This window comes from Flavobacterium sp. (genome assembly GCF_047602195.1).
In the GTDB taxonomy this organism is placed as follows: domain Bacteria; phylum Bacteroidota; class Bacteroidia; order Flavobacteriales; family Flavobacteriaceae; genus Flavobacterium.
Map to the genome: position 1 here is coordinate 385814 of NZ_JASGHW010000003.1, position 26553 is coordinate 412366.

The 26553-nt window shown below is 48.6% G+C and carries 22 protein-coding genes and 1 pseudogene; 10 read left to right on the forward strand and 13 right to left on the reverse strand.

What is annotated here, in order from left to right; all coding sequences use genetic code 11:
- Positions 1-33 precede the first annotated feature (33 nt).
- The 8 genes and pseudogenes from QM717_RS05100 (at position 34) to QM717_RS05135 (ending at position 8426) form a co-directional block, all read left to right on the forward strand.
- Positions 34-1120 (forward strand): annotated as a pseudogene (locus QM717_RS05100) (LptF/LptG family permease).
- Entirely contained in the window at positions 1107-2003 is an 897-nt protein-coding gene (locus QM717_RS05105; RefSeq protein ID WP_415035490.1) for a DMT family transporter, read from the forward strand. Before QM717_RS05100 ends, QM717_RS05105 begins: the two are co-directional and overlap by 14 nt.
- Positions 2004-2820: 817 nt before the next feature.
- Complete coding sequence (locus QM717_RS05110; protein ID WP_415035492.1) at positions 2821-3774, forward strand: acetyl-CoA carboxylase carboxyltransferase subunit alpha; 954 nt, start codon at positions 2821-2823, stop codon at positions 3772-3774.
- A gap of 141 nt (positions 3775-3915) precedes the next feature.
- The gene (dnaB, locus tag QM717_RS05115; RefSeq protein WP_415035494.1) at positions 3916-5466 is read left to right on the forward strand and encodes a replicative DNA helicase; all 1551 of its coding nucleotides are present in this window, start codon (positions 3916-3918) and stop codon (positions 5464-5466) included.
- A gap of 81 nt (positions 5467-5547) precedes the next feature.
- Complete coding sequence (locus QM717_RS05120) at positions 5548-5991, forward strand: PaaI family thioesterase (protein ID WP_415035496.1); 444 nt, start codon at positions 5548-5550, stop codon at positions 5989-5991.
- An 11-nt stretch (positions 5992-6002) separates the two neighbouring features.
- Entirely contained in the window at positions 6003-6410 is a 408-nt protein-coding gene (locus tag QM717_RS05125) for a DUF1801 domain-containing protein (RefSeq protein WP_415035498.1), read from the forward strand.
- A gap of 111 nt (positions 6411-6521) precedes the next feature.
- Complete coding sequence (locus tag QM717_RS05130) at positions 6522-7784, forward strand: asparagine synthetase B (protein ID WP_415035500.1); 1263 nt, start codon at positions 6522-6524, stop codon at positions 7782-7784.
- A gap of 18 nt (positions 7785-7802) precedes the next feature.
- Complete coding sequence (locus QM717_RS05135; RefSeq protein WP_415035502.1) at positions 7803-8426, forward strand: hypothetical protein; 624 nt, start codon at positions 7803-7805, stop codon at positions 8424-8426.
- Between the two features lie 151 nt (positions 8427-8577).
- Here QM717_RS05135 and QM717_RS05140 read toward each other — a convergent pair whose 3' ends face one another.
- The 4 genes from QM717_RS05140 to cphA all read right to left on the reverse strand — a co-directional run bounded on the left by QM717_RS05140 (position 8578) and on the right by cphA (position 15242).
- Positions 8578-9621, reverse strand: coding sequence for an alpha/beta hydrolase family protein (locus QM717_RS05140; protein WP_415036016.1), 1044 nt, complete (start codon positions 9619-9621; stop codon positions 8578-8580).
- Positions 9542-10708, reverse strand: a complete 1167-nt coding sequence (locus QM717_RS05145) for a DPP IV N-terminal domain-containing protein (protein ID WP_415035504.1) — start codon at positions 10706-10708, stop codon at positions 9542-9544. Before QM717_RS05145 ends, QM717_RS05140 begins: the two co-directional genes overlap by 80 nt.
- A gap of 99 nt (positions 10709-10807) precedes the next feature.
- Entirely contained in the window at positions 10808-12490 is a 1683-nt protein-coding gene (locus QM717_RS05150) for a tetratricopeptide repeat protein (protein WP_415035506.1), read from the reverse strand.
- 127 nt (positions 12491-12617) lie between these two features.
- On the reverse strand, positions 12618-15242 hold the full coding sequence (gene cphA, locus QM717_RS05155; RefSeq protein ID WP_415035508.1) for a cyanophycin synthetase: 2625 nt from the start codon (positions 15240-15242) through the stop codon (positions 12618-12620).
- A 343-nt stretch (positions 15243-15585) separates the two neighbouring features.
- Here cphA and QM717_RS05160 point away from each other — a divergent pair, with 343 nt between their 5' ends.
- Both QM717_RS05160 and QM717_RS05165 read left to right on the forward strand, forming a co-directional pair.
- On the forward strand, positions 15586-16506 hold the full coding sequence (locus tag QM717_RS05160) for a cyanophycinase (protein ID WP_415035510.1): 921 nt from the start codon (positions 15586-15588) through the stop codon (positions 16504-16506).
- A gap of 2 nt (positions 16507-16508) precedes the next feature.
- Positions 16509-17351, forward strand: a complete 843-nt coding sequence (locus QM717_RS05165) for an isoaspartyl peptidase/L-asparaginase (RefSeq protein ID WP_415035512.1) — start codon at positions 16509-16511, stop codon at positions 17349-17351.
- An 81-nt stretch (positions 17352-17432) separates the two neighbouring features.
- On the opposite strand, the gene QM717_RS05170 is transcribed toward QM717_RS05165, so the two are convergent.
- The 9 genes from QM717_RS05170 to QM717_RS05210 all read right to left on the reverse strand — a co-directional run bounded on the left by QM717_RS05170 (position 17433) and on the right by QM717_RS05210 (position 26480).
- Positions 17433-18272 carry an oxidoreductase gene (locus tag QM717_RS05170; RefSeq protein ID WP_415035514.1) on the reverse strand — a complete coding sequence of 280 codons (840 nt, stop codon included), beginning with the start codon at positions 18270-18272 and terminating at the stop codon, positions 17433-17435.
- Between the two features lie 84 nt (positions 18273-18356).
- Positions 18357-19259 (reverse strand): helix-turn-helix domain-containing protein, encoded by a 903-nt coding sequence (locus QM717_RS05175; protein WP_415035516.1) that lies wholly within the window; start codon positions 19257-19259, stop codon positions 18357-18359.
- Between the two features lie 40 nt (positions 19260-19299).
- A complete protein-coding gene (locus QM717_RS05180) occupies positions 19300-20130 on the reverse strand; it encodes a GNAT family N-acetyltransferase (RefSeq protein WP_415035518.1) in 831 nt (276 codons plus the stop codon).
- A gap of 9 nt (positions 20131-20139) precedes the next feature.
- Entirely contained in the window at positions 20140-20661 is a 522-nt protein-coding gene (locus QM717_RS05185; RefSeq protein ID WP_415035520.1) for a DinB family protein, read from the reverse strand.
- Between the two features lie 5 nt (positions 20662-20666).
- Positions 20667-23249 carry a M1 family aminopeptidase gene (locus tag QM717_RS05190; RefSeq protein WP_415035522.1) on the reverse strand — a complete coding sequence of 861 codons (2583 nt, stop codon included), beginning with the start codon at positions 23247-23249 and terminating at the stop codon, positions 20667-20669.
- A 17-nt stretch (positions 23250-23266) separates the two neighbouring features.
- Positions 23267-23860 (reverse strand): DJ-1/PfpI family protein, encoded by a 594-nt coding sequence (locus QM717_RS05195; RefSeq protein WP_415035524.1) that lies wholly within the window; start codon positions 23858-23860, stop codon positions 23267-23269.
- A gap of 63 nt (positions 23861-23923) precedes the next feature.
- Positions 23924-24844 (reverse strand): GlxA family transcriptional regulator, encoded by a 921-nt coding sequence (locus tag QM717_RS05200; RefSeq protein WP_415035526.1) that lies wholly within the window; start codon positions 24842-24844, stop codon positions 23924-23926.
- Between the two features lie 243 nt (positions 24845-25087).
- Positions 25088-25852 carry an SDR family NAD(P)-dependent oxidoreductase gene (locus QM717_RS05205; RefSeq protein ID WP_415035528.1) on the reverse strand — a complete coding sequence of 255 codons (765 nt, stop codon included), beginning with the start codon at positions 25850-25852 and terminating at the stop codon, positions 25088-25090.
- A 253-nt stretch (positions 25853-26105) separates the two neighbouring features.
- A complete protein-coding gene (locus tag QM717_RS05210; RefSeq protein WP_415035530.1) occupies positions 26106-26480 on the reverse strand; it encodes a helix-turn-helix domain-containing protein in 375 nt (124 codons plus the stop codon).
- Positions 26481-26553: the final 73 nt, after the last annotated feature.

Below are 26553 nucleotides of genomic sequence, written 5' to 3' on the forward strand. Positions count from 1 at the left end.
ACGATTCAACGATTCAACGATTCAACGTGCAACGTGCTTTCAATCATTGACCGCTACATCCTCAAACGCTACCTCGCCACTTTCGTGGTGATGTTGTTGTTGTTTATCCCGATCGGGATTGTCATCGACGTGTCCGAGAAGGTCAACAAGATGATCGAGAACAAGGTGCCTTTTTGGGATATTTCGCTTTATTACCTGCATTTTACGATTTATTTCGCGAATTTGCTGTTCCCGATTTTCCTGTTCCTTTCGGTGATCTGGTTTACGTCGAAACTCGCCAACAACACCGAGGTCATTGCGATCCTGAGTTCGGGGATTTCGTTTACACGCTTCTTGCGGCCTTATATTATTGGGGCGACGATCGTTTCGGTTTTTGCGTTGTTGATGGGTTTCTTTATCGTACCCAAGGCCAGCGAGGGGTTCAACAACTTCCGCTACATGTACCTCAAGGGCAACGGTAGGGAAGAAATGCGCGAGAATTACAACGTGTTCCGCCAGATCAACGACAACGAGTTTATTTATGTGAGCAACTTCAACACGCTTTTCGAAGATGGCGTTCAACTTTTCGCTCGAGCGTTTCGAGGGCCAGCAGCTCAAGACCAAGATCAACGCGAGCCGCATCAAGTTCAATCCGAAAGACAGCACCTACACGATTTACAATTACACCAAGAGAACCGTCGGTCCGCTCGATGACAAAGTGGAGCGCGGCGAAAAGAAAGACACCGTTTTTACGTTCGAACTCGACGATTTGACACCGGTGGTCTACATCGCCGAAACCCTGACGCTGGGCGAACTCAACGATTTCATTGCCAAGGAACGCAAACGCGGCAACGGCAATATCAATACTTATCTCGTAGTGTTGTACAAGAAATACAGCATCCCGGTTTCGGCTTTTATCCTGACGATCATTGCCGTAGCGGTGTCATCGATGAAACGCCGCGGCGGAATGGGAATGAACCTCGCGATCGGGATTTTGCTCGCGTTTACGTTTGTCTTCTTCGACAAGATTTTTGGCGTAATGGCCGAGAAGTCGAGTATCCCGCCAATTGTTGCCGTTTGGATTCCAAACTTCGTCTTCGGCATACTGGCCGTCTATTTGCTCAGAAATGCGAAACGATAACAACCTCAAAAGCTACCTCAATCTCCACCTGATCGTTTTCATCTGGGGTTTTACGGCGGTTTTGGGCGAACTCATCACCATCCGTGATGCCTCGCTGGTGTGGTACCGCATGCTGCTCGCGGCGGTTTTCCTGCTCGCTTATTTGTTGCTTACCAAAAAATCTTTTGCACTGCCGTTGCGGTCGATGCGCAATTTGGTTTTGGTGGGGTTGCTCATTGCGATCCACTGGATTTTCTTTTTCCGCGCCATCGATGTGTCGAACGTTTCGGTCACGCTGGCGATGTTTTCGACGGGCGCCTTTTTCGCCTCAATCCTCGAGCCCATTTTCTACAAACGCAAGATGCTGTGGTATGAAATTCTGTTCGGATTGATCATCATTGCGTGTTTGTGCCTGATCATGAACGTCGAGATCAAATACCTCGAAGGCATGATCTGCGCGCTGTTTTCGGTGTTCATGGGCGTGATGTTTACCATCTTCAACGGCAAGCTGATCCAACAACACGATTCGACGGTCATCAGCTTGTATGAGTTTTTCTCGGGTTTCTTTTTTGTGTCGCTGTACCTTTTGTACGATGGCCGTTTTTCGCCCGAATTCTTCGATTTGTCGGGCAACGATTGGATACTGCTCGTTATTTTATCTTCGGTTTGCACGGCCTATGCGTTCACCGCTTCGGTCAATGTGATGAAGAAACTGTCGCCTTACACGGTCATGCTCACGACGAACCTCGAACCGGTTTATGGCATTTTCCTGGCCTACCTAATCATTGGCGACAGTGAGAAAATGAGTGTGCCGTTTTATATTGTGTCGGGGATTATTTTGACGACGGTAATCGCTAACGGTGTGGTTAAAAATTATTATCGTAAAAAGGCGGTTCAGCATTAGGAGCTTTATCCCGCTATTCGCTGCAATCTTTTCAAAACTTCGCTGTGCGAGTTTTGAAAAGGATTTTCGCTGCTATCGGGGCTATTTCAACTTTTGCCTCGCCGTCCCGAAGCGTCGGGATTGCAAAAAGGCGGAGCGGCACGCCATCTTCGCTAAAAATCCAATTCGTTTGCTAAGCCAGCCAAACTCGCCTGCGGCTCAAGCAGCGCCTGGCTCTTAACGCGCACTCATTTGATTTTTTAACACTCATCTGGCGTATGCCGCGCCAATCAGGAAAGTTATATTTGTATTTTGCTTCGCCAGTTCGCCTGCGGCTCGGGTCGGCTTTTTTGCAAAGCGCCGAAAATCCTTCTAAGAATGTTTTTCGGAAATTTTACGATTTATCACTCCAAGCGAAGAATAGTTTTTCACTTACCAAAAATGTTCTTCGTGAGGCAGCGCGCTTTGATCATGGCGGGCGGGCACCTGCAATTTGAAAAGGCCGCAAAAATTGAAAGCTGTCTGAGCATTTGATATTAAGAGGAGGAAGCCCAGTGGGCTTCAGGTATTTTCTTCCATGCGAGTTCTTTCAATTTCGGCCTTGAAAATTAGCAGGTCGCCGAATGATCGCGCGCCGGGCATTTTTGCTACTTTTGTTGCCAGACAAAAGTAGGCTTGCGGCAGCATAGCCCCGATTGCAGTGGAAATCCTTTTTACGCAGTGCAACGGAGTAAAAAGATTGAAACGAAAAGCGGGAAATAGCTCCCAAATAAAATTTTGCAATAAAAAATTTACGTTATCTTTGCCTTTCCAATTTCAAATTTAACGCACAAATCCTATGGAATATTTAGATTTTGAGCTTCCTATAAAAGAGCTGGAAGACCAGCTTGATAAATGCCAGATTATCGGACAGGAATCGAACGTAGACGTCTCTACCACCTGCAAACAAATCGAGAAAAAACTAGAAGAAACCAAGAAAAAAATATACAAGAACCTCACGGCTTGGCAGCGCGTACAATTGTCGCGTCATCCGAACCGTCCATATACGATGGACCACGTTCGTGCACTTTGTGGCGATACGTTCCTGGAATTGTTCGGCGACCGCAACTTTAAGGATGACAAGGCGATGATCGGCGGACTCGGTAAAATCGGCGGGCAGTCGTTTATGATTGTCGGCCAACAAAAGGGTTACAACACCAAAACACGCCAGTACCGCAACTTCGGGATGGCGAATCCGGACGGTTACCGTAAGGCTTTGCGTCTGATGAAAATGGCCGAGAAATTCGGTGTGCCTGTCGTGACATTTATCGACACGCCGGGTGCTTATCCGGGTCTCGAGGCCGAAGAACGCGGCCAAGGGGAAGCGATTGCGAGAAACATCTACGAAATGTGCATCCTCAAAGTGCCGATCATTTGTGTGATCGTGGGCGAAGGAGCATCGGGTGGAGCGCTCGGAATTGGCGTGGGCGACCGCGTACTGATGATGGAAAACACTTGGTATTCGGTAATCTCTCCTGAATCTTGTTCTTCGATCTTGTGGAAAAGCTGGGAGTACAAAGAGCAGGCTGCCGAGGCGCTGAAGCTGACTTCCGAAGACATGAAAAAACAAAAACTCGTAGACGATGTGATCCCGGAACCATTGGGCGGTGCGCACTACGACCGCGAAACGGCTTTCAAAACCGTCGAAGAATACATCCTCAAGAATTACAACGAGCTCAAAGATTTATCAACAACCGAATTGGTCAACAAAAGGATGGATAAATACAGCAAAATGGGCGAATACAAAGAATAAGCCTTATTCTCAAAGCAATTGAATCCGAAGCCTTACCGTTTCGGATTTTTTTTGCGATATCAACAAAATATCGCGATTTATCAACACGTTGTAGTAATAACTATAAAATTCGTTTTTTAAAAATTAGCCTATTTTCGCTTCATGGAAAATTTCAAAAATATCAACCCACTTCGCGTCGATAAAACGACGATCATCAACCTCGAAAAAGGCAAGCTCCCGCCGCAGGTGCTCGAACTTGAGGAGGCGGTACTCGGTGCGATGATGATCGACAAAAAAGGGGTCGATGAGGTGATTGATATTTTGCAACCAGACGCGTTTTACAAGGACGCGCACAAGTACATTTTCGAAGCGATTGTGCAGTTATTCACAGACACGCAACCGATCGATTTGTTGACGGTTTCGGCCCAGCTCAAAAAGAACGCGAAACTCGAACTCGCGGGTGGCGATTTTTACCTGATCCAGCTCACGCAGAAGATTTCGTCTTCGGCGCACATCGAATTCCACTCGCGCATTATTTTGCAGAAATACATCCAACGTTCACTGATCAAAATCTCGTCGGAAATCATCGAGGAATCCTACGACGAAACCACCGACGTGTTCGATTTGCTCGACAAAGCCGAATCGAAACTGTACGAAGTCACGCAGGGCAACATCAAACGTTCGTCCGAAACCGCGCAAAGTTTGGTGATCCAGGCCAAAAAACGAATCGAGGAAATCGCCGGAAAAGAAGGACTTTCGGGTGTGGCAACCGGTTTTACCAAACTCGACGATGTCACTTCGGGTTGGCAGCCTTCGGATTTGATCATCATCGCGGCCCGTCCGGGTATGGGTAAGACGGCTTTTGTCTTGTCGATGGCCAGGAACATCGCAATCGATTTTGGGCATCCCGTGGCGGTGTTCTCGCTCGAGATGTCGTCGGTACAGCTCATTACGCGTCTCATTTCTTCGGAAACGGGATTGTCGTCTGAAAAACTCAGAACGGGAAAACTTGAAAAGCACGAATGGGAACAATTGTCGATCAAGGTCAAAAACCTCGAAAAGGCGCCTTTGTTTATCGATGATACGCCTTCGCTTTCCATCTTTGACCTTCGTGCCAAGGCACGTCGTTTGTCGTCGCAGCATGGCATCAAACTGATTATTGTCGATTACCTCCAGTTGATGACCGCCGGCGGCAGCAACGGCAAAGGCGGCGGCAACCGTGAACAGGAAATCTCTACGATTTCGCGAAACCTCAAGGCACTCGCCAAAGAACTCAACGTCCCGGTCATCGCGCTGTCACAGTTGTCGCGTGCCGTCGAAACCCGTGGATCGAGTAAGCGACCTTTGCTGTCCGACCTTCGTGAATCGGGGGCGATCGAGCAGGATGCCGATATCGTGTCGTTCATCTACCGTCCCGAATACTACAAGATCGACGAATGGGACGACGACGAACAAACGCCAACCGCGGGCCAGGCCGAATTCATCATCGCCAAGCACCGTAACGGTGGGCTCGAGAACGTGCGTCTTAAATTCATAGGCAGTCTGGGTAAGTTCGACAACCTCGAGGATTTTGGCGGCAGCTACGACGATTTGCCATTGAAGATGAACCACGAGGACAATCCGTTTACGACCAAACATTTGCCAAGCGCGAATGAGGCATTCGGCAGCAATATGAATACGGCGCCGGATGATGATAGTGATGTGCCGTTTTAATTAGACCCGCGCTTTTGGCTTTAGTTTTTGCGAATTATCCTTACCTTAGGCGGGAACATTTCAGCAAACCTCCACGCCAAAATGGAAGAATCAACCAACCACCACCGCAAACTCGAACGCATGTACCTGTCGGCTCCGGTCAATAGGGAAATTTACGATGGAATTACCATTGCGGTCTCGGACGAAAGGGCCGAATTGACGCTGCCCATATCCGATAAATTTTTCCACGCCGCCCATACCATCCATGGATCGGTTTATTTCAAGCTGCTCGACGACGCGGCTTTTTTTGCCGTCAATTCGATCGTAAATGACGTTTTTGTCTACACGGTTTCGTTCAATATCCAGTTGTTGCGACCGGTGACGGGAGGGTTGGTCCGGGCGGTCGGGGAGCTTCAGTTCAAATCAAGCAACCTGTTCATCGCCGATTCGGTTTTGTATGACCAAAAAGGCAGGGTAGTGGGCAGAGGTTCGGGGAATTTTATGAAAAGTAAAATCGAATTGACCGAAACCATCGGTTACCAATAAAACAGCACACCATGGCCAAGAACAAAACCAACGAAACCGACGCCAACGTCACCGAATTTGTCAACAAAGTCGAGAATGAGGTCAAGCGCAACGACAGTTTCAAACTCATCGAGATCCTGCAATCGCTGACCGGGTTTGCGCCCAAGATGTGGGGCCCCACCATCATCGGGTTTGGAAGCTACCATTACAAATATGCCAGTGGACACGAAGGCGATGCCCCGCTGGCTGCTTTTTCGCCGCGAAAGGACAATCTGGTGTTGTATTTTGCCAATGAATTCAAGGACCGCGAGCTTTTGCTGTCCCAACTCGGGAAACACCGAAGCTCGAAAGCCTGTGTGTATGTCAAGAAATTGAGTGACATCGATCTCAAGATTTTTAAAACGATGACGGTCAACTCGATGGCGACCGTGAAGCAATGATGTATTGTTGCGATGCGTAAAAGCATAAATCCAAAGCCGATGGGCGGGTCTAAAAATTATCTTTTCCTTCACACAAAATCTGCTATCTTTGGAAAAACTAAAATTGCGGGAATGCTTTCCAAAAGAATATTTTACGTCCTGATTTTGCTTGTTTCGCTATCGGTGAAGGCCAACTTCATCCTGCTTCCGATGGACGAAACCACCCAGCAAAACCACCTCAAAGCTTACGGCATCACTTATTGGTGTCTTGACAAGCAATACAAGGCGAGCTGGTTGCTCAACTATCGCGGGGGTTCGTTCCTGTTGCCCGATGCGCCCGAAATCCGCAAGGAATGCCAAATCCGTGGCGTGAGTTTCGAGGTTTTGTCGGATGCGCAAGCCAACCAGATCCTCGACGAAATCGCAAGCCCGTCGCAAAATATGGAAACGGTCGTGCTCGAAAAAGCGCCTAAAGTGGCCGTTTATACGCCCAAAGGCAAACAGCCGTGGGACGATGCGGTGACGCTGGTATTGACCTATGCCGAAATCCCATTCACACCGGTTTATGACGAGGAAGTACTCAGCGACCAATTGTTGTTGTACGATTGGCTGCACCTGCACCACGAAGATTTCACGGGACAATACGGCAAGTTTTTCGGCGCCTATCGCAACGCACCTTGGTACATCGAACAAAAGAAAGATGCCGAAGCCTTGGCTGCCAAATTGGGCTACGCCAAAGTATCGCAGGAAAAATTGGCCGTAGCCAAAAAAATCCGTGATTTCGTCATTGGTGGCGGATTCATGTTTGCGATGTGTTCGGCGACCGACAGTTTCGATATCGCACTTGCGGCCGAAGGCGTAGACATTTGCGAACCGATGTTCGACGGCGACCCAAGCGAGGCCAATTACCAATCGAAGATCGATTATACCAAGTCGTTTGCATTCAAGAATTTCACACTCGAAAGAAGGCCCGAACGCTACGAGTTTTCGGACATCGATATGACTGAAAAACGCAAACTCCCGATGGAAAAGGATTATTTTACCTTGATGGAATTCTCAGCCAAATGGGACGTCATTCCGAGTATGCTGTGCCAAAACCACACGCAACTCGTCAAAGGATTCATGGGACAATCGACGGCTTTTGAACGCGACCTGGTCAAATCGAATGTGCTGGTGTTGGGCGAATGCCAACTCAACAGTGAGGCGCGTTACATTCACGGGCAAATCGGCAAAGGCATGTTTACCTATTACGGCGGCCATGACCCCGAAGATTACCAGCACCGCGTAGGCGATGAGCCGACCGTTCTGGATTTGCACCCGAATTCACCGGGCTACCGTTTGATTTTGAACAATGTGTTGTTTCCGGCCGCACGCAAGAAGAAACAGAAGACCTAAACAATCGAACGTAAATCAATGGAAAGTAATGCTCTGAAAATATCCAAAATAATTTTCATTGTTTTCTGCTTTTTGTGTGGTTCGAAAAATCTGGCGCAAGATGTGAATGGGCTGGCTTCGATGGCCGATTTGGATTCTACCGAAAACCTGCTCCGACCGTATGAAGGAAAACTGGAACGGATACTGAAAACCCAATTGCTGGGCGATATCAATGGCGACCAAATCAAAGACAGCGCGTTGATACAATACAAACGCGTCGTTGCTCCCGACAGCACTTATGTCAAGGAATGTGGCCAGAATGTGTGTTACATCCGCATTCAATTTGGCAGCAATATTCCTGAAATGATTATCGAGGGCTACAGTTTATCCGTGAAATCTACGTTCGACATCAACCACGACGGGAAAGACGAAATTTTAATTTTTCGCGAACTGCAGCAATACAATTGGGGCGATCTTAGCCTGTATTCGCTTTACAAAAATGAGTGGAAGTTGCTCGGAAGCGTTAATGTTTTCCTGGGCGATGATGAAGATTACGAAAACCGGATTGTAAAATCGGGGGGCAAATTTTATATTGTGGAAGACGCGTGGAATAAGGACTTTTCCGTGATCAGCCGTAAGAAAGTTTTGATCAAAACGAAATAAAACAAAAAAACGCCAATCCATTGCGATTGGCGTTTTTGTTTCGAATGCCTAGCCCTGATGGAAGCGGCATCCTTTTGCGGCCGTCCCGACCCTTCGGGACAACGGAGGCCGTAAAAGATACAGCGGACAGCAGGAACTGCTCCTCAAAATCTTATTTGTTGTTATCGATAATGTAATTCAAAACCTTTGTCATCAAATGCACGCGGTCCTTGCCGAGTACGTTGTGTTTGTGCATCGGGTAAGGGAAAAAGTCGACCTGCTTTTGCGCCTCGACAAATTTCTTGACGAGCGCGAGGTTGTGCTGCTCGACCACGACGTCATCGCTGGTGCCGTGGATCAACAACAATTTTCCTTTGAGGTCTTTCACGTAATTCAAGACGCTGGCTTCGTCGAACCCTTTCTGGTTTTCTGCCGGCGTGTCCATGTAGCGTTCGCCGTACATGATTTCATACCATTTCCAGTCGGTTACCGGCCCGCCTGCAACGCCTACTTTGAACGCATCGGGTTTGCGCAACATGATCGAGCTTGTCATGAAACCGCCGTAGCTCCAGCCGTGGATCGCCAAACGGTTCGCGTCCACATACGGCAATGATTTCAAATAATCGACGCCTTTCATCTGGTCTTCAATTTCATTGACACCGAGTCTTTTGTGGATCACTTTTTCAAACGCCACACCTCGGTTTTCAGAACCACGGTTGTCAACAGTGAATACGAGGTAACCTTGTTCGGCCATCCAGTACATCCACAAATTGGCACCATCGAGGTAGGAATTGGTAATCATTTGTGCGTGAGGACCGCCGTAAACATACACCATGACCGGGTATTTTTTGGTCGGGTCGAAGTTGCTTGGTTTGATCAGACGCGTGTACAAATCGGTTACCCCGTCGGCAGACTTGATCGTTTTGATTTCGGCCGTTCCCATCGTGTAGCCCGCATATTTGTCGGCGCTTTCGAGCAACGTTTTGGCTTTGCCGTTTTTGTCGTACAGCAATGATTTCGATTGGATCGAATGGCTCGAGAATTCATCGAAAATCCAATTGCCGTCAGTCGATACCGCTACGGTGTGCGTGCCTTCGTCTTTCGAAATAAGTGTCTGTTTGCCTTTCAAATCGACTTTATAGGCGAGCGTATTCGTCGGATTCGCGCCGGTAGCATAGAAATAAACTTCGGTTCCGGCAGGATTCGCGCCGATGATTTCTTTGGTGACGAATTTGTTCGAAAGTCAGTTTCTTGATGAGTTTGCCTTCGATGTTGTAATAGTACAGGTTGTTGAAACCGTCTTCTTCCTCAGAAATCCACACGAAGTTGTTCGATTTCTCGCTTGGGAAAAATGCAGGATGTTCCGGTTCCACCCAAGTGCCGTTTTCCTGATCCAATAAAGTACGGATGAATGCGCCCGTGTTGGCATCATACAAGTTCAGGTGCATGTCGTTCTGGCCGCGGTTCAGTTCGGCGATGATGACGTATTTTTCGTCCGGTGTCCAAGCGAGGTTCGTCAGGTAATCGTCCGATTTGCCTTTCGGAGAAATGAAAACCGTTTTCTTTGTGGCGGTGTTGTAAATCCCTACACGTGGTTTTTCACTCTTTTGTCCGATCATCGGGTATTTGATGTTGTCGAGTTTGCCCGGCGTCACGGTGATGTCGAGCAACGGATAATCGGCGACCTCGGTCTGGTCTTTCTGGTAGAATGCAATCAGGTTCGATTTGGGCGACCAGAAAATACCGTGGTTGATGCCGAATTCATTTCTCGCGAAAAATTGTCCCGAAACAATCGCCTCGTTGGTTTCGTTGGTGATCGCCACTTTTGTGCTGCCATCGAGGAAATACAGGTTGTTTTTTTCGGTGAACGCAATCTTGTTTTTCGAATCGTCGAATGTGGTGTTTTCGGCATTTTCACCCAAATCGGTCACCAATTTACCTGTTTTGGAAGTGGTGTTGTATTCGTAAATTTTGTTGCCGTTGGCCAGGATAAACGTGTTGGCATTTTTCCAGTCGATGCCAAAAAAGCTCTTGAAATCGGCGCCGGTCGCTTTGTTCAAATCGGCCAGAGTCACGAGTTCGGAAGCCGAAGCATTGGCGGTTGTGGCGGTCATCAGTTTTTTCCCGGAATCACCGAAATAAATGTATTGGGTGGAATTCGGAATCCATTGGAAACCGAGCAACTTGTCGGCGCGAAAGGCACGATTTTGTTGCAATACGCCGTCTTCCAGCGTGATTTTTTTCTGCCCGAAAGCCGAAACGAAAAGGAAAAAGCTGCAAACAGCCAGCAAATTTTTGTTCATGATCGAATGTTTTTGATGGGTAACAAATGTATTAAAAAGGGAAATACAAACAGTGCTGTTTGTCGGTCAACCGGTCGCTTTGTTACAATTGCGTAAAAATTAACCGGGATCTTGGTTGGTTTCTTCGGCCAGCGGGGGCTGCTCGAGTTCCTCAATCGTACGTTTGGCGTTGGCCAGCCGGATTTTCTTGTTTTTTTCGATCAAGGTATGCGTGGCCCAATGTTCGATTTTGTGGTGCATCGGGACAAGTACGGCCGCCAAACAAACCATCGCGAGCAGCATCAGCAAAGTCGAATGGTGCGTGATTTCATGCAAGAACGGATGCAGCAGCAAGTTGATGAATTCGAACACAATCAACAAAGTGATGACACCAAAAAACTGGATCATTCGCGGGGTTGCGACAATGGTGTGGCTCACGAGTAAAAACAATACAATAAAAACCAAAATCCCGAGCGCAATGAGTGCATATTGGATGTTCCGCGTACGCGCTTCCTCGGTTTCCTTGAGTTCCTTGGCGATTTTCTCGTCGCGGATTTTCTTCTCGTAATCATATTTGAACTGCGCCCGGATCGCTGCCGTGCGGTTGTTGCTGTTGCGGATGCTGTCGCGCATCGTAATGTAGAGGTCGTTCATCTCGAGCGCCCGTTGCCATTGCGATTTCGAACGGTACAACTGCTGCAGGTTTTTGGCTGCCTCACTGATATTGATCGGGTAACCGAGTTTTTGTGCGAGTGTGAGCGAACGGTTGAATTGTTTTTCCGCCTCAACGGGATTTCCTTTGACCGCCATGATTTCACCCAAAAGGTTGGTCACGGTGGCCAGACCCAGTTTGTCGTCGAGTTCTTCGAAATTTCTGAGACTTTCTGTAAAAGATTGCTCGGCTTCGGCAATACTCCCGTTTTTTTTGTAAATGTTGCCAATGTTTTTGAGGCTGTGCGCGATGCCTTGCTTGTCGCCGATTTCACGCCGGATGGCCAATGCCTGATTGAAATAATCGAGCGCCGTCTGAAGGTTTGCCATCTCGACATACAATAAACCGAGGCTGTTCAAGGCATAGCCCATCGAATATTTGTCGCCTGTCTCGGTATTGATTTGGAGCGCACGCAGCAAATATTCCTTGGCTTTTTGGTATTCGTGCTGGTCTTTGTAGACCGAAGCGATATTGCCCAATCCGGTGGTAATGCCTTCTGCGTTTTGCAATTCTTCCTCTATTTTGAGCGCGCGTGCATAATAATCGAGGGCTTCGGCGATTCTTCCCTGGCCCGCATAAATGAGCCCGATGTTGTTGTAGGAAGTCGCAATGCCGTTCTTATCGTTGATCTTTTTCTTGATTTCTAGGCTTTGCTGGTGCACGTTGAGCGCCTCGAGAATTTTGCCCTGGTCTTTGTAAATCGCGGCGATATTGTTCAGGATCGTACCTATTTCCTTTTGATCGTCCACCTTTTGTGCGATGGACAGGGCTTTGGCGTAGAAATCGAGCGCTATCTTGATTTTGCCTTCCTGTTCGTACAAGTAGGCGAGCCAACCATAGGCATTGAGCAACCCGTCGGCGTAGTTGATTTTTTGGGATAGTTTTCCAGCTTCTTCGGCATATTTGATGGAAGTCGATGGCGCACCACCATAACAAGCTTCGGTCATGGCGATCAATGCCTGTACACGTTGCTTGTCCGACATCGGTTTCTGCAATACCTGTTTAAGTGAATCGATGTGTCGCACAGAGTCGCTTTGGGCTTGGACTGGCCAGCACAAAAGGCAGATTAAAAACAGCGCTATTGTTCTCATGGGTTTTCCGATTGATAGCTTAGACGTTTTTTGCAACCGATTCTTGCGGAGGTCTTAAACACGAATTGCACAAATTCGCACAGTTTTGCTGTGTCAATCTGTGCAATCCATATTTTAGAAGGAATCGTTAAATTTCCCCTTGTTCCATTTCCTTGTCGAGGTATTCCTGGACAATCTCGATCGCGTTGGTCACCACATCGCTGAGTGCCGTAATGAAAGTGCCTTCCTCGGCCGAATTGATCGCGTGCTTGATCGCCTCGATTTCCTTGGTGATGATTTCATGCGTGACGTTGCGTCCCGATTCGGCGATGCCTTCGAGGATCAAATCGATGATTTCCTGTTCGGTGCGTCCGCGCAAATGCTTTTCCTGACGGATGATGATGTGGTCGAACATACGGCCTGCAATCTTCGCGCATTCGCGGATGTCTTCATCGCGACGGTCGCCCACCCCGGCAATGATCCCGATTTTTTTGTTCGCGTCGACATTGCTCAAATAATCTTCCACAGCGCGGTAACCGGCCGGATTGTGCGCAAAATCGATCAATACCTTGAATCGCTTGAAGTCGAAAATATTCATACGGCCCGGCGTTTGCGCCACACTCGGAATAAACGTTTGCAACGACAGGCTGATGTCGTCGGTCTTGAATCCGTGGAGGTAAGCAGCCAAAGTAGCGGCGAGCGCATTGGCGATCATGAATTTGGCTTTCCCGCCAAGCGTGAGCGGGACATGCGTCGCGCGTTCGACCCGGATTTTCCATTCACCTTTCTTGACGGTGATGAATCCGTTTTCGTAGACGGCGACGATTTTTCCTTCCTTCGATAATTTCTTGACGAATTCGTTTTCCTCATCCATCGAAAACCACGCGATATTGCAGCTCAAATCGTCGGAAATCTTGCGGCAGTATTCGTCTTCGGCATTCAAGATCGCCCAGCCGTCTTTCTTGACCGAACGAACCACGGTGCTTTTTACACGTGCCAAATCTTCGAGTGTATGGATGTCGTTGAGGCCCAAATGATCTTCCTGAATATTGGTGATTACGGCGATGTCGCAACGGCTGAAACCGAGTCCGGCACGCAAAATACCACCACGAGCGGTTTCGAGCACGGCAAATTCCACCGTCGGATCTTTGAGAATGTATTCGGCGGAAACCGGTCCGGTCGTGTCGCCTTTTTCCATCATGTGGTTTTGGATGTAAATGCCGTCCGAAGTCGTGAATCCCACCTTGTAACCGTTGTTCTTGACGATGTGCGCGAGCAATCGGGTGGTAGTGGTTTTTCCGTTGGTTCCGGTCACCGCAATGATTGGGATGCGGCTTGGTTTTCCGGGCGGATACAGCATGTCGATGACCGGTGCGGCCACGTTTCTCGGCAAGCCTTCCGACGGCGCCAAGTGCATCCGGAAACCCGGCGCAGCGTTGACTTCGAGGATCACACCGCCATTGTCTTTCAAGGGCTGTGTGAGGTTTTCGGCCATGATGTCGATGCCGCAGACGTCGAGCCCGATGACGCGCGAGATGCGTTCGGCCAGAAAGATGTTTTCAGGGTGCATCATATCGGTCACATCGACCGAGGTGCCACCTGTAGAAAGGTTCGCGGTCGATTTGAGGTAGACGATTTCGCCCGTTTTGGGAACGGTTTCCAACGTATAGCCCAATTTTTCGAGCAAATCTTCGGTATCGCGATCGACGGTGATTTCGGTCAATACATTTTCATGCCCGTAACCGCGGCGCGGATCTTTGTTGGTTTCATCGATCAAATGTTGGATGTGGTCTTTTCCGTTCCCGACGACGTGCGCCGGAACGCGTTTGGCCGCAGCGACGAGTTTATTGTCGATGACGAGCACGCGGAAATCGAATCCCGTGATGAATTTCTCGACGATGACACGGCGGCTGTATTTCTTGGCAAATTCGAGTCCGGCCCTCGCGTCTTCCATGTTCAAGACATTGATCGACGCGCCTTTGCCATGGTTGCCATCGAGTGGTTTGATCACAATCGGGAAACCGATTTTGGCGATGCAATTCTCCAAATCTTCCTCATCAACGCAAATGCTGCCGCTGGCTACCGGAATCGAGTTCATGTCGAGCATGCGTTTGGTTTCTTCTTTATTACATGCGATATCGACGGCGATGTTCGAGGTCTTGCACGTGATTGTCGCCTGGAAACGCATCTGGTTGACGCCATAACCGAGCTGTACGAGCGAGTTCGTCCCGAGACGGATCCATGGAATGTCACGCGCCACGGCTTCCTCAACGATACTTCCGGTTGATGGCCCGAGACGCACGCGTTCGCGGATTTCGCGCATTTTCTGGATGTCGGCCTCAAGGTCGTAATCGGTACCGGCGATGAGCGCTTCGGCGATGCGAACGGATGATTCCGCCGCAAACAACCCGACGTTTTCCTCGGTATAGCTGAACACGACGTTGTACACGCCCGGTGTCTTGGTTTCGCGCGTACGGCCAAAACCGGTTTCCATACCTGCGAGCGTTTGTATCTCGAGTGCGATGTGTTCAATCACGTGGCCCATCCAAGTGCCGCGGTCGACGCGCATGAAGAAACCGCCGCGCACGCCTTCGGAGCAACGGTGCTCGATCATGGTCGGAAACATCTTTTCGATGCGTTCGCGGAAACCGTCTATTTTATTGGTTGGGGATTGTTCCATTTCCTCGAGGTCGAGGCGCATTTGGATCAGTTTTTTTCTTTGGACGCTCCAGATGTTTGGACCACGCAGCGCCTGAATTTTTAATATTTTCATAAGGATGTGAAAGGGTTATTCGGTATTTGTCAAGTTTTTTGTTAAATGTATGATAACTCACACCGACTAAAATAGATTTTTTAGACGGTTTCTCAAAATTTATTTTATTTTTTAAAAGATTTTCGGTTTTGGGAAACTTTGGGAAGGTTCTTAAAGCGCAGATTCGCAATTTCTTAGCCCCGATGGCAGCGGAAATCCTTTTAGATTGCCCGCAGCAAAGCGAAGGAAATCTAAAATATTGCAGCGAACAGCGGGACAAATCGCCTTTAAAGGTACGAATTTTCTGCTCCTAAAAAACCTAAATTGACTTGCGTAATGTAAAGTTTTGGTTATTTTTACGCCCATGAATATAAAAGGAAAACTCATCATTATTGGCGGTGCGGTAGACAAAGGCAGTTTTACCGAAACCGACCTCGATAAAAACGTAGCCAACAACCTCAATTTTTTTGAGACGGGCATCTTGAAACGAATTCTCAACGAATCGAAGCATAAAAACGAGTCGCGCATCGAAATCATCACGACGGCTTCGAAAATTCCGCGCGAAATCGGGCCGGAATATGTGAAAGCCTTGAATTACCTTGGCGCGAAGAATGTAGATGTATTGCACATCGAACGCCGTGAACAGGCCATCGAACCCGAAGTGCTCGCGCGTCTCAAAATGGCCGATGTGGTGATGTTTACAGGCGGCGACCAATTGCGATTGACCTCGATTTTGGGCGGTACCGCATTTCACGACATCTTGCTCGACAAATACCATAACGAAGATTTCATTTATGCCGGAACGTCTGCGGGCGCGGCGGCAGCATCAAGCAGTATGATTTACCAGGGTTCGTCCTCGGAGGCTTTGCTCAAGGGCGAGGTCAAGATTACGAGCGGACTCGGACTCATCGACGGTGTCATCATCGATACGCATTTCGTGCAACGCGGCCGCATCGGGCGTTTGTTCCAGGCGGTTGTCGGCAATCCGAAAGTGTTGGGCATCGGGCTCGGGGAAGATACCGGACTTTTGATCAAACACAACAACGAGATGGAAGCGATTGGTTCAGGACTTGTCATTCTCGTCGACGGACGTGAAATCAAGGATACCAATTTGACGCAAGTCGAACTCGGCCAACCGATTTCGATCAATCATCTGGTCACGCACGTCATGAGCAAATACGATACCTTCGATCTCAAAACTTATAAAATGCACATCCAATCGTCGCAATACTTCAAGGATTTGCCTTTTACCAAGGAAGACATCGATTCTGAAAAACGCGTATAACCATGAAAGTCATCATCCACGGCGGGTTTTTCTCTGAATCCTCGCAAAGCAACGAAACCAAAGTCGCCAAACAACAGGCTTTGGAACGCATTGCCCGGGATTCATACGATTATTTGCAAACGCATTCGGCGGTAGAAACGGCGGTGTATGCGGTCTCGTTGCTCGAAGATGACGAACTGTTCAATGCGGGCATCGGGTCGCAAATCCAAAGCGACGGCAAAATCCGTATGAGTGCTTCGCTCATGGATGGTTCGACGCAGAAAATGAGCGGCGTGATCAACATCGAGGAAGTCAAAAATCCGATACAGGTGGCGCTGGTTTTGCAAAAGGTAGACGACCGAATTCTAGGAGGAGAAGGCGCAACCAATTTTGCGCGCCAACACGGATTCGAACAATTTTCCACCGAAATTCCACAACGCCGAAAAGAATACGAAGCCAAACTCGCGGCAACCGGCGTGGGAACCGTAGGTTGTGTGGTGTTGGATGCCGATGGCAAACTCGCCGCGGCGACTTCCACCGGCGGCAAAGGATTTGAAATCCCGGGACGCATTTCGGATTCGGCGACCGTGGCCGGAAATTACGCGAATGAATTTTGCGGCGTGAGCCTGACCGGCGTGGGCGAGGACATCGTCAGCGGTGCGGTGGCGGCCAAAATCGTCACGCGCGTGACTGATGGGTTTTCACTCCAGGAAGCTTTTGCCAAGACATTCGCCGAACTCAAGCCTTATGACGGTTTTGCAGGCGCGATAGCCATCGACAAAAACGGAAACATGTTCCACCAGGACTCGCATCCGAGCATGGTTTTCGGAAGTTTTGATGGAGAAGTTTTTGAAACATTCAAGTAAAATACAGTAAAAAGTTAGCCACGAATGCACGAATTATGGTTTTAGAATTCGTGCATTCGTGGCTTATTTTTTGGCTGGAAATTAAAAATCAGTAGAAGTCGTCAATGTTTTCCAAGTTTCCAATTCGGCGGCAACACTTTCCATTTTTTGTTTGGCCAGACCGTAAGCATCGCTGCCCAGGAACAAATGCACCGGTGGATTTTGGGCATTGGCCGCTTCGATAATCGCCGCGACACCTTTGACCGGATCGCCGGGCTGGTTGTTGTTCATCTGTTGTTGGTGGAAGCGTTGCGATTCGCGCGTGGTTTCGTATTCGGGCATTTCATTCTTGGAAACCAACAGCGAATCCGAATTGAGGAAATTGGTGCGGAAATAACCCGGCAACACCGCAGTAACATTGATGTTGAACGACTTGGTTTCCATCGCCAAAGATTCTGTAAATCCGATGACGGCAAATTTCGTCGCGCAATAAATCCCGAATCCCGGAAAATCGCCCAAATAACCGCCAATCGACGAGACGTTAAAAATATGTCCCGATTGTTGTTTGCGCATTTGCGGCAACGCCTGGCGGATCACATTGAGCGAACCGAAAACGTTGACGTCAAAATTCTGGCGCGCTTCTGCATCGGTCAATTCCTCAACGGCACCGAGCAATCCGTAACCCGCATTATTGACTACTACATCGAGTCTTCCGAACTTTTGGATGGTTTGTGCAATGGCCAATTTGACATTGCCTTCGTCGACGAGGTTCATTTCGAGCGGCAGGAAATTCTCGTTGGTCGGGATTAATTTTTCAAGTTCGCTTTTGTTGCGTGTTGTGGCGGCCACTTTTTCGCCTTTGGCCAAAAGTTGTTGAACGAGTTCGAGTCCGAATCCTTTGGAAGCACCGGTGATGAACCATGTTTTTTGATTTGTCTTCATAATTTATGTTGTTAAATGATGAAGCAAAATTAGGCCGACAATATACCGTCGCGTTAGCCCAACTCAAACCAAAACTTACAAAATTCAAACATTTCTAAAAAAAGACGGTTTTTGTTGGGTGTGCTTGCGGAAGAAGTTGGTAAAATGAGACGCTTCCTCAAAACCCAAACTGTACCCGATTTCGGAAATGTTCCAATTGGTATGCTTGAGCAACGCCTTGGCTTCGTTGGCCAGACGCTCGGCGATGAGGTTGGTCGTGGTCTTTCCGGTCGTGGTCTTGACCGCGCGGTTGAGATGGTTGACGTGTACCGAAAGTTGTTCGGCGAAATCGGCGGCCGAACGCATCCCGAAACGCTGCGAGGTGCTTTCGATCGGGAACTGTCGTTCGAGCAATTCCATAAAAACCGAGGTGATGCGCGAATTCGCATCGGGGTGTTTGTACAACGCTTCCGACGGCTGGCGCTTCAACGCAAAGTGCACCAATTCGAGCACATAATTGCGCAGCAGGTCATATTTAAAGGCATAATCCGAGTGGAGCTCATCGGTCATCTTGGAAAAAATTGCGGCGACTTCGGCGTCTTCGTCCTTGGTCAATTGGTAAGCCGGCTTACCGCCAATGGCGAACATCGGCAGTTCATTGAGGCTGCCCTTGATCTTTTCGGTGAAGAATGATTCGGTAAAAATGCAGAAGAAACCGCTCATTTCATCCGAGAACATTTCCCAAGTATAGGGCACCTGAGGGTTGTGGAACAATAAAGTCCAATCATTGACATCGATGCTTTTGTCGGCATAATGGTATCGGTATTGGCCACGCACGAGGCTGATTTTGTAGAAATCACGGCGGCTGTATTGAACCGTCATCTGGCCGTTGATGAAGCAATCTTCCGAACGGAAAATGTTGAAATGCCCCAAGCCTTTCTGGTAATTCTCGGGCAGGTCGAGCGATTTGCTTTTGTAAAAATCTTCGAGTGATTCGGTGGGTTTCATTGGGCAAAGTTATACAATTCAAACAAATGTAAGTGTAAATTTATATTTCCTTTGTCATTTCATATTGCCGGACGGTCAATTCCATTCCGATTTTTTGGAGGAAATCGGCGGTTCCCGAATCGTTTGCGTCGACGTTGATGATGGAAACCGTTTGATTTTCCATCATTTGTTGCGCTTTGTAGAAAAGCCCGTGACCGATTCCACTATGACGAAACGCCGGCAACACGCCAAATTGTTTGATCCGCCCCGTATTCCGGACAAAGGCGATGTAACCGACCAGCGTTTCATTTGCGAAAGCGCCCAAAACGGTATGGCTTTTCAAATCCCGTCGGATGCTGTGCATTGCATTTTGGTAAGCGGGTTCGTGATTCCAAAAGCGTTCGGGATGCTCCGGAAAATCGATAGACTTAATTTCGTATGATGATGCCGTTTCCGAAATTTGTCCTTTGAAACAGCCCAATTGGCGCCTGACTTCAAAACCGATTTTTTGATAAACGGGAATGGCACGCTGGTTTTCGGTCAAGACTTCGAGTTGGTGCGAGGTAATCTGCTGTTGCGCCAAATGCGGAATCAAAAATGCATACATTTTCTCGGTCAAATGTTGGCCGCGAAAATTCGGCAATACGCCCGTTCCGGCATTATAAGCGACAGTTTTGTGCGTAGAATCATCGAGTCCGATGAGTATAAAGCCAACCAGTTTTTGACCGACAAAAGCACCGACGGAATGGTTCAGCATGATATTTTCCGTTTTGATTTTGGTCCGCAAATCCGCTTCCGACAAGTGAAACGGGAACAGATAATCAGAAAAAGACTCGTTGAAAGTCTGTGTCAATAGGGTTATCGAGATTTCCTGTAGGTTTTTGATTTCCATCCTTCAAACTTAGTCGAGTAAAGGTAAATATTTTTCCTCGAACACTTTCAAATGCCAACGCTGGTGGCCAGCAATGATGAACCCGATGTCCGTCACCGAATAATGGCCCTTGAAACTTTTTCCCGTTTTGGCAAACATTTCTGGTGTAAACGAACGGTACAGCGCAAGGAAACTTTTGCGGACCCATAGCAATTCCTCGAATAAATCTTCGACCGAACGGTGATTGGCCTGCGCGTTTTTGGCATACGAATCTTCATCATACGACAGCATTCTTCCCGTTTCGTTTCTTGAAAAAGCCAGTGCGCGGTAGGCGAAAATGCGTTCGGTATCGATCAGGTGTTGCAGCAAGTCCTTGCCGGTCCATTTGCCGGGCGCATAGGCTTTGTCGCCCAAGGCAATCCATTTTTCCAAGGAGAAATTTTCGAGTTCGGACAGGCTGGTTTCGAGGGCTTCCAATAAAGTTACATCGTCGGTCAGGTTGATGTAGCGGTCAAAGTATTCGGGCATCGGGTGGATTTCGGATCGTTTCATGTTGTTTATTTTTTGAGGTTGTTTTGAAATTGGGTTTCGTATTGCTGTATGGCTTGCATCGCGTCGGCATCGTTGGCAAACTTGCCTTTGAGCGGGTCGAAAATTTCCTGCCCGCGCGGATCGGCCAAAGCAACCACCAACACCACATTGGCAAAAATATCATTGACATCGTCATCGGCCATCGATTGTCGGAAACGTTCGACAATCATCGGAAAAGCGACATCGGCTTTGCCCAAGGCGACAAGGGTTTGCGCAGCGGCAATCGGGTAGTCCCAAATCGGTGTGGCCAAAAACCAACGTGGCGAGCGCACATCGGCCAAGGCATTATAGGCAATTTCAACCCCGCGCGGATCGCCCAATTCCTTGAGACCGTTGAGTGTGCTGATGCGGCTTTGGCTTTTCCAGGACGGTTGGTGCTCGAGTTGGGCCAAGGCATCGAAGGCTTTGGGGCTTTTGCATTTGCCCAACGCATTGGCAGCGGCATTGATGACGCGATCGCTGGAATCGCCAAGCGCTTTGATATAAATATCGGCATATTGTGGGTCTTTGGTCATTCCGAGCGAATTGATCGCGCCGGTTCGTACCCAAGGTTGGTCATTCGAAATGACCTTGAGCAGCACCGCAATCGTGTTTCGGTCAGGCATGGGTTGGATGTTGCGCAGTTGCACGATGGCGTAACCGCGCAAACGCCAATAGTCTTTTCCGGTGATGGTTTTTCGAAGCGCAGCCCTGATTTTTTCGACATCAGATTTTGAGACATCTTTCGATTGTGCGATTTTAACCAGCTCATCAATGGCATTCCATTGTGCCAAAACATTGCGGCTGTGTTCGAGTTGGTAAAGCCATTCATGGCATGTTTTTTCAAATTGGATTTCCTTGATCCAGACGCTTTCAAAATCGAAGTGGACCAGTTTGGGTTCTTTGGTCAAAGCGAATGCGAACGAATTTTGCGCTTGGGCTTGGAGTAAAATCGTTTCGATCTTGCCGTCGATTTCCACCTCGATCGTGCCTTTGAAAAACTCGGTTTGCGGATAATCGTCTTTTGGATCTATTTTCTGGATTTGCTTGACCGTAAGCGTGAATTGTTTTTGGGCCCTGTCGTAAGATTTGGAAACTTCAAAAACCGGATGCCCCATTTGGTCAATCCATTGGTCAAAAAACCATTGCATCTTATCGCCGGTGACCGATTCGATAGCGCGTTGAAAATCTCCGGTTGATACCTGTCTGCCCGCATTATTTTGTACGTAATGATGAAAAACCTTAGCCCATTGTTCTTCCCCGATTTCCTTTTGCAACATCCGCAACACCATGGCGCCACGTACCTTCGCATAATTGTCCGAGGTAAAAGCGGCGAGATTGTCGAAATGGGAAGTCACGATCGGATGGCGGTAACCCGAAGCCCAATCGCCCATTGTTGTTGCAATATCAGCATTGACGTAATAGGTCAGGAATTCGGCGTGACCGTTCTTGTAATCGGTGTACCGACCGTCGAGGTAGCGGCAGAAAGCGGTGTTGAGCCAGATGTCTTTCCAGTCTTTGGGTGTAATCAGATTCCCAAACCATTGGGAGGCCAAACCTTGCGATTCGATGCCGTCCCACAAATAAAAGAAATCGGCATGCGTGCGAAAATCGTCGATCATATTATCGGATTGGATCACCGCCGTATGGTTGCCGTTGAGTCCCGGAAACGGATAATCTTGTACGACTGCTTGGGTAAAGTGCACGTAAGGATAGCGCAATCCTGTAATTTCGGAGAAAAAATGGACCATATCGGGCAACCGTTCCACCGTGGCTTCGACCGCGGCTTTTTCGTCGGGATAACCGAAAGTATGCAGCGCAATGCCGTCCCAATTTTGTTGCACATCGGCATACTCACCCACGACAAGCGAAGTCAAATAATTGGGATAAGGCTGGTCGGCCCGGTAATGGAATGTGCGTGTACCGTCGGGGTTGTCTTTGGTGTCGACGAGGTTGCCGTTAGAAATCACCATGAGCGGTTTTTCTACGGTGGCCGTCAATTCGGTCGTTCGCAAATCATCGAGTACATCGTGGCACGGATACCAATAGCGGTTCGCTTCGGGTTCGCCGTTCGACCATATTTGCTTGCGTTTATTCGGTACCGAAGCAGTCGGTCCAAAGAAGCGCAACCCTTGGCCGAAACTGCCCCAGATGTTGTTTGGGTCGGCTTCGTTGACATGATTGGTGTTGAAAAAAATTGTGAGTGTCACGGATTCATTGGGCTCATAAACCTTATCCAAAGCAATGGCCAGCGCATCATCATTGTCGCTGCCGTCGTAACGGAAATGCAGCGGTTTCCCATCGGCTGTAATTTTGTGGATGGACAACATGCCGGCGTCGAGCGTGATTTGTGGGGTTGGCTTTAATGGCGAAAAAGCGATTGTCGTCGAGCCGTACGCTTGCTTTTTTTTCCAGTCGAATTTTAAATCGATCGCTTGGTGTTTGACATCGATTTGACCCATCCGCTTTTGGTAAACGGCTGGTGATTTTCGGATGCTGTCTTGTGCCCGGGTTGTTGAGGAGCAACAAACGACAACGACCATCACTACAAATAGCAAAGAGTGTTTCATAAACATATTGTTTGGGGTCAAGCGTGTTGCGGTTGGCGGTTGTATTCCATGTAGGCTGCGGTTGCATCGGCGACCTTTTGCCCGCATAAAGTTTCGACAACATGGAACGAGAGATCGATTCCGGCAGAGATGCCGCCCGAGGTAAAGATTTTTCCGCTTTGGATGAATCGCTTTTCTTTCATCGGAATGGCAAGCGGTGCAATCATTTCCATGTGATCATATACTTGGTGGTGCGTGCAGAAGGGCTTTCCATCGAGCAATCCGAGTCGGCCCAGCAACCGGGAACCCGAGCAAATGCTGACGGTCATTTCGGTCGTTTGGTGCACGGCAGCAATCCAATCGAGCAATTCGGCATCTTCCAATACACTTTTGGTCCCGACGCCGCCCGAAACAATCAGGATGTCGATCTTGGGATGTTCGGCAATCGAATAATGCGGATGAACCGAAAGCCCGTTGACGGCATGTACGGGGCCATCATTTTTGGCCACGGTGAACACGTTGAACAGTTGGTCGTCGTACAGATTGGAAGCGACCGAGAATACCTCGAAAGGTCCGGTGAAGTCAAGTACTTCGGCATCCTTAAAAATCAAAATGGCTACGTTTCTTTTCATTTTTAGGCAATGATGGGGTGGCCGATGTGGAAACACCGGTACGGTTGGACAATATTTTTAGGATTAGTTGTGTAAGATCCGACTCACTTGGCGTTCGCTCTTGAGTCCGCACTGCAAGGCGATATCCCGTCTGGAAAGGTCCGGATTCTTGAGCAATTCCCTGATTTTTTCCTTGCGCAACAACTGGATGTAATCGTTGATCGTGATGCCGGTTTCCTTTTTGAAAACCCGCGTCATGTTGCGTGTACTCATGCACGCCACATCGGCCAGGTCGTCTAGGATCATTTTGGTGTCGATTTTTTCCTGTAGCCAATCCTGGATTTTGTGCACCCCAATATGGATGTGGTTTCTGTATTGGAGGTGTACACTTTGCTGCGCATCGTTGCCCGCGCGGCGGTTGTACACGACGAGTTCGCGCGCGACTTTATACGACAGCAGATCGTCCTTGATTTTGGCCACGATGTACAAGGCCAGATCGATGCCCGAAGTCACGCCCGCACTGGTAAAAATGCGCTCGTCCTCGGTAAACAAAATGTTATCCACGACTTGCAATTTCGGATATTGCTGCTGGAGTTCGGCGGTGCGTTTCCAATGCGTCGTGCAGCGTTTGCCGTCGAGCAATCCGGCCATCGCCAAAAAGAAGGAACCGGTACAAATCGAGCACACATTTGCCTTGTTGTCGTAGCAATCGTTAATCCATCGGAACAGTTCCTGTTGGCGGCTCATTTCAGGACTGTTCAAAAAGCCCAATGCGGCTCCGGGAATGATGACATAATCGCCTTGTGATGCCTTAATTTCGCTAAAATGCTGGATGTTTTCCAGACCGATCCCAGTCGATGTCTGTATCGGGACACCGTAGGAACAGTAGGATACGTCAATATCCAATCCGTAATCTTTGGCTTCGAGAAAAACCTGGTCGGCACCGGCCAAATCGAGCAGGTGGACTTCCGGGAGGATGAGAAAAATGATTTGGATCGGTTTCATTTCCATACGGATTATTGTTTTCGATAGGGCAAAGCTAGGCGATGTTTGGATATAAATTTAGTCAATAAAATGACAAATCCGGCCATTCAAAAGACGGAAAAGATCGCTTTGCTGCAAGAGCCAAGACCGCTGCGCTGCAAGACTGGAAACTTAGCGTTGAAACTGTTGTTAAATACAGATTTACTTGAGTCTTTTGTCTTGCAGCGCAGCGGTCTTCGCTCTTTGCTCTATCAGCGCAGCGGTCTAAATAAACTGTCCGCCCGAAACCTCGATGCGTTGCGCATTGACCCATTTCGCCTCATCACTGCACAGGAATGCCACCACACCACCGATGTCATCGGGTAGCCCGACGCGGCCCAAAGCGGTTTGCGAGGCAACAAAAGCGTTGAGTTCGGCGTTGTCGCGCACCCGGCCGCCGCCAAAATCGGTTTCAATGGCGCCCGGAGCGATGATGTTGGAACGGATGCCGCGCGCCCCGAGTTCTTTCGCCATGTATTTGGTCAAGGTTTCCATCGCGCCTTTCATCGTCGCATAGCCCGAATAACCGGGCAAGCTGAAACGCGTCAATCCGGTAGAAACATTGACGATGCCGCCGCCGTCATTCATCAGGGGCAATGCTTTTTGCGTAATGAAAAAAGGCGCCTTGAGGTGGATGTTGAATAGGGTGTCGAAGGTTTCTTCGCTGAATTCCGCGAATGGCGCATACAATCCGATACCGGCGTTGTTGATCATGAAGTCGAATTTGTCCGTGCCGAATTTGGTTTGCAGTGCGCCGGTCACATTTTGGAAAAATCCGTCGAAGGTTTTGGAATCGGCCACATTGAGTTGGAGCGCGGCGGCTTTTCTACCGAGTGATTCAATCTCGGAGACTACGTTTTCGGCTTCGGCTTGTTGGCTATTGTAAGTCAGGAGGATGTCGATTCCTTTGGCGGCCAAAGCCAGTGCCATGTTTTTCCCGAGTCCGCGGCTGCCGCCGGTCACGAGTGCGATTTTGTTTTGCATTTTCATTTTGTCGTGTTTTAAATACAGGACAAAGTTAGGATGGGAATGGGAGTTAAAAATGGTGGAGACTTCAGAATTTTGAGACCGCTTCGCTGCAAGACCACTTCGTTGCAAGAGCCAAGACCGCTTCGCTGTTAGACTTCCATACTTTGCGTTGAAGTTGGGATAATAATTTGATTTATTTCGGAATACAAATTTTCGCCAGTCTTTCCTCTTGCAGCGCGGCGGTCTTTCCTCTTGCTTCTAACGGCGCAGCGGTCTATTGTACAGATTTACGGTACTGCAACGGTGTCATTCCGGTCATCCCTTTGAAGAATTTGATGAAGTTCGTCGGTTCGTCGTAGGCGAAAACCATCGCGATTTCGGCTACCGAACGTTCGGTTTCGCGCAACAACCGCTCGGCTTCATTGACAATACCAAGTTCCATGAAATCACAAGGCGACTTGCCCGTGGTCAGTTTGATTGTGTTGGTCAGGTGCCCGGGATGGATGAACAGTTTCTCGGCAAATTTGGACGAGGTCATGCGGTAGTCGACTTTTCCGGCGAACAAATCGGCCAGGTGTTGTTCATAGATTTTGAGGAAATCGGCGGTGATTTCGTCCTTGCGTTTGAGTATTTTTAACGGAATCGGCATTGTGGTGGTGTTGAATGCACCACAAAGATAGAAGTTTAAGTTTTATCGCGTTGATTCCGTTGATATTTCGGTT

What these genes read in the sequence shown, in the direction of transcription:
- QM717_RS05105 (WP_415035490.1), top strand. Translation starts at nt 1,107, where the DNA reads ATGCGAAACGATAACAACCTCAAAAGCTACCTCAATCTCCACCTGATC.
- QM717_RS05110 (WP_415035492.1), top strand. Translation starts at nt 2,821, where the DNA reads ATGGAATATTTAGATTTTGAGCTTCCTATAAAAGAGCTGGAAGACCAG.
- dnaB (WP_415035494.1), top strand. Translation starts at nt 3,916, where the DNA reads ATGGAAAATTTCAAAAATATCAACCCACTTCGCGTCGATAAAACGACG.
- QM717_RS05120 (WP_415035496.1), top strand. Translation starts at nt 5,548, where the DNA reads ATGGAAGAATCAACCAACCACCACCGCAAACTCGAACGCATGTACCTG.
- QM717_RS05125 (WP_415035498.1), top strand. Translation starts at nt 6,003, where the DNA reads ATGGCCAAGAACAAAACCAACGAAACCGACGCCAACGTCACCGAATTT.
- QM717_RS05130 (WP_415035500.1), top strand. Translation starts at nt 6,522, where the DNA reads ATGCTTTCCAAAAGAATATTTTACGTCCTGATTTTGCTTGTTTCGCTA.
- QM717_RS05135 (WP_415035502.1), top strand. Translation starts at nt 7,803, where the DNA reads ATGGAAAGTAATGCTCTGAAAATATCCAAAATAATTTTCATTGTTTTC.
- QM717_RS05145 (WP_415035504.1), bottom strand. Translation starts at nt 10,708, where the DNA reads ATGAACAAAAATTTGCTGGCTGTTTGCAGCTTTTTCCTTTTCGTTTCG.
- QM717_RS05150 (WP_415035506.1), bottom strand. Translation starts at nt 12,490, where the DNA reads ATGAGAACAATAGCGCTGTTTTTAATCTGCCTTTTGTGCTGGCCAGTC.
- cphA (WP_415035508.1), bottom strand. Translation starts at nt 15,242, where the DNA reads ATGAAAATATTAAAAATTCAGGCGCTGCGTGGTCCAAACATCTGGAGC.
- QM717_RS05160 (WP_415035510.1), top strand. Translation starts at nt 15,586, where the DNA reads ATGAATATAAAAGGAAAACTCATCATTATTGGCGGTGCGGTAGACAAA.
- QM717_RS05165 (WP_415035512.1), top strand. Translation starts at nt 16,509, where the DNA reads ATGAAAGTCATCATCCACGGCGGGTTTTTCTCTGAATCCTCGCAAAGC.
- QM717_RS05170 (WP_415035514.1), bottom strand. Translation starts at nt 18,272, where the DNA reads ATGAAGACAAATCAAAAAACATGGTTCATCACCGGTGCTTCCAAAGGA.
- QM717_RS05175 (WP_415035516.1), bottom strand. Translation starts at nt 19,259, where the DNA reads ATGAAACCCACCGAATCACTCGAAGATTTTTACAAAAGCAAATCGCTC.
- QM717_RS05180 (WP_415035518.1), bottom strand. Translation starts at nt 20,130, where the DNA reads ATGGAAATCAAAAACCTACAGGAAATCTCGATAACCCTATTGACACAG.
- QM717_RS05185 (WP_415035520.1), bottom strand. Translation starts at nt 20,661, where the DNA reads ATGAAACGATCCGAAATCCACCCGATGCCCGAATACTTTGACCGCTAC.
- QM717_RS05190 (WP_415035522.1), bottom strand. Translation starts at nt 23,249, where the DNA reads ATGAAACACTCTTTGCTATTTGTAGTGATGGTCGTTGTCGTTTGTTGC.
- QM717_RS05195 (WP_415035524.1), bottom strand. Translation starts at nt 23,860, where the DNA reads ATGAAAAGAAACGTAGCCATTTTGATTTTTAAGGATGCCGAAGTACTT.
- QM717_RS05200 (WP_415035526.1), bottom strand. Translation starts at nt 24,844, where the DNA reads ATGAAACCGATCCAAATCATTTTTCTCATCCTCCCGGAAGTCCACCTG.
- QM717_RS05205 (WP_415035528.1), bottom strand. Translation starts at nt 25,852, where the DNA reads ATGAAAATGCAAAACAAAATCGCACTCGTGACCGGCGGCAGCCGCGGA.
- QM717_RS05210 (WP_415035530.1), bottom strand. Translation starts at nt 26,480, where the DNA reads ATGCCGATTCCGTTAAAAATACTCAAACGCAAGGACGAAATCACCGCC.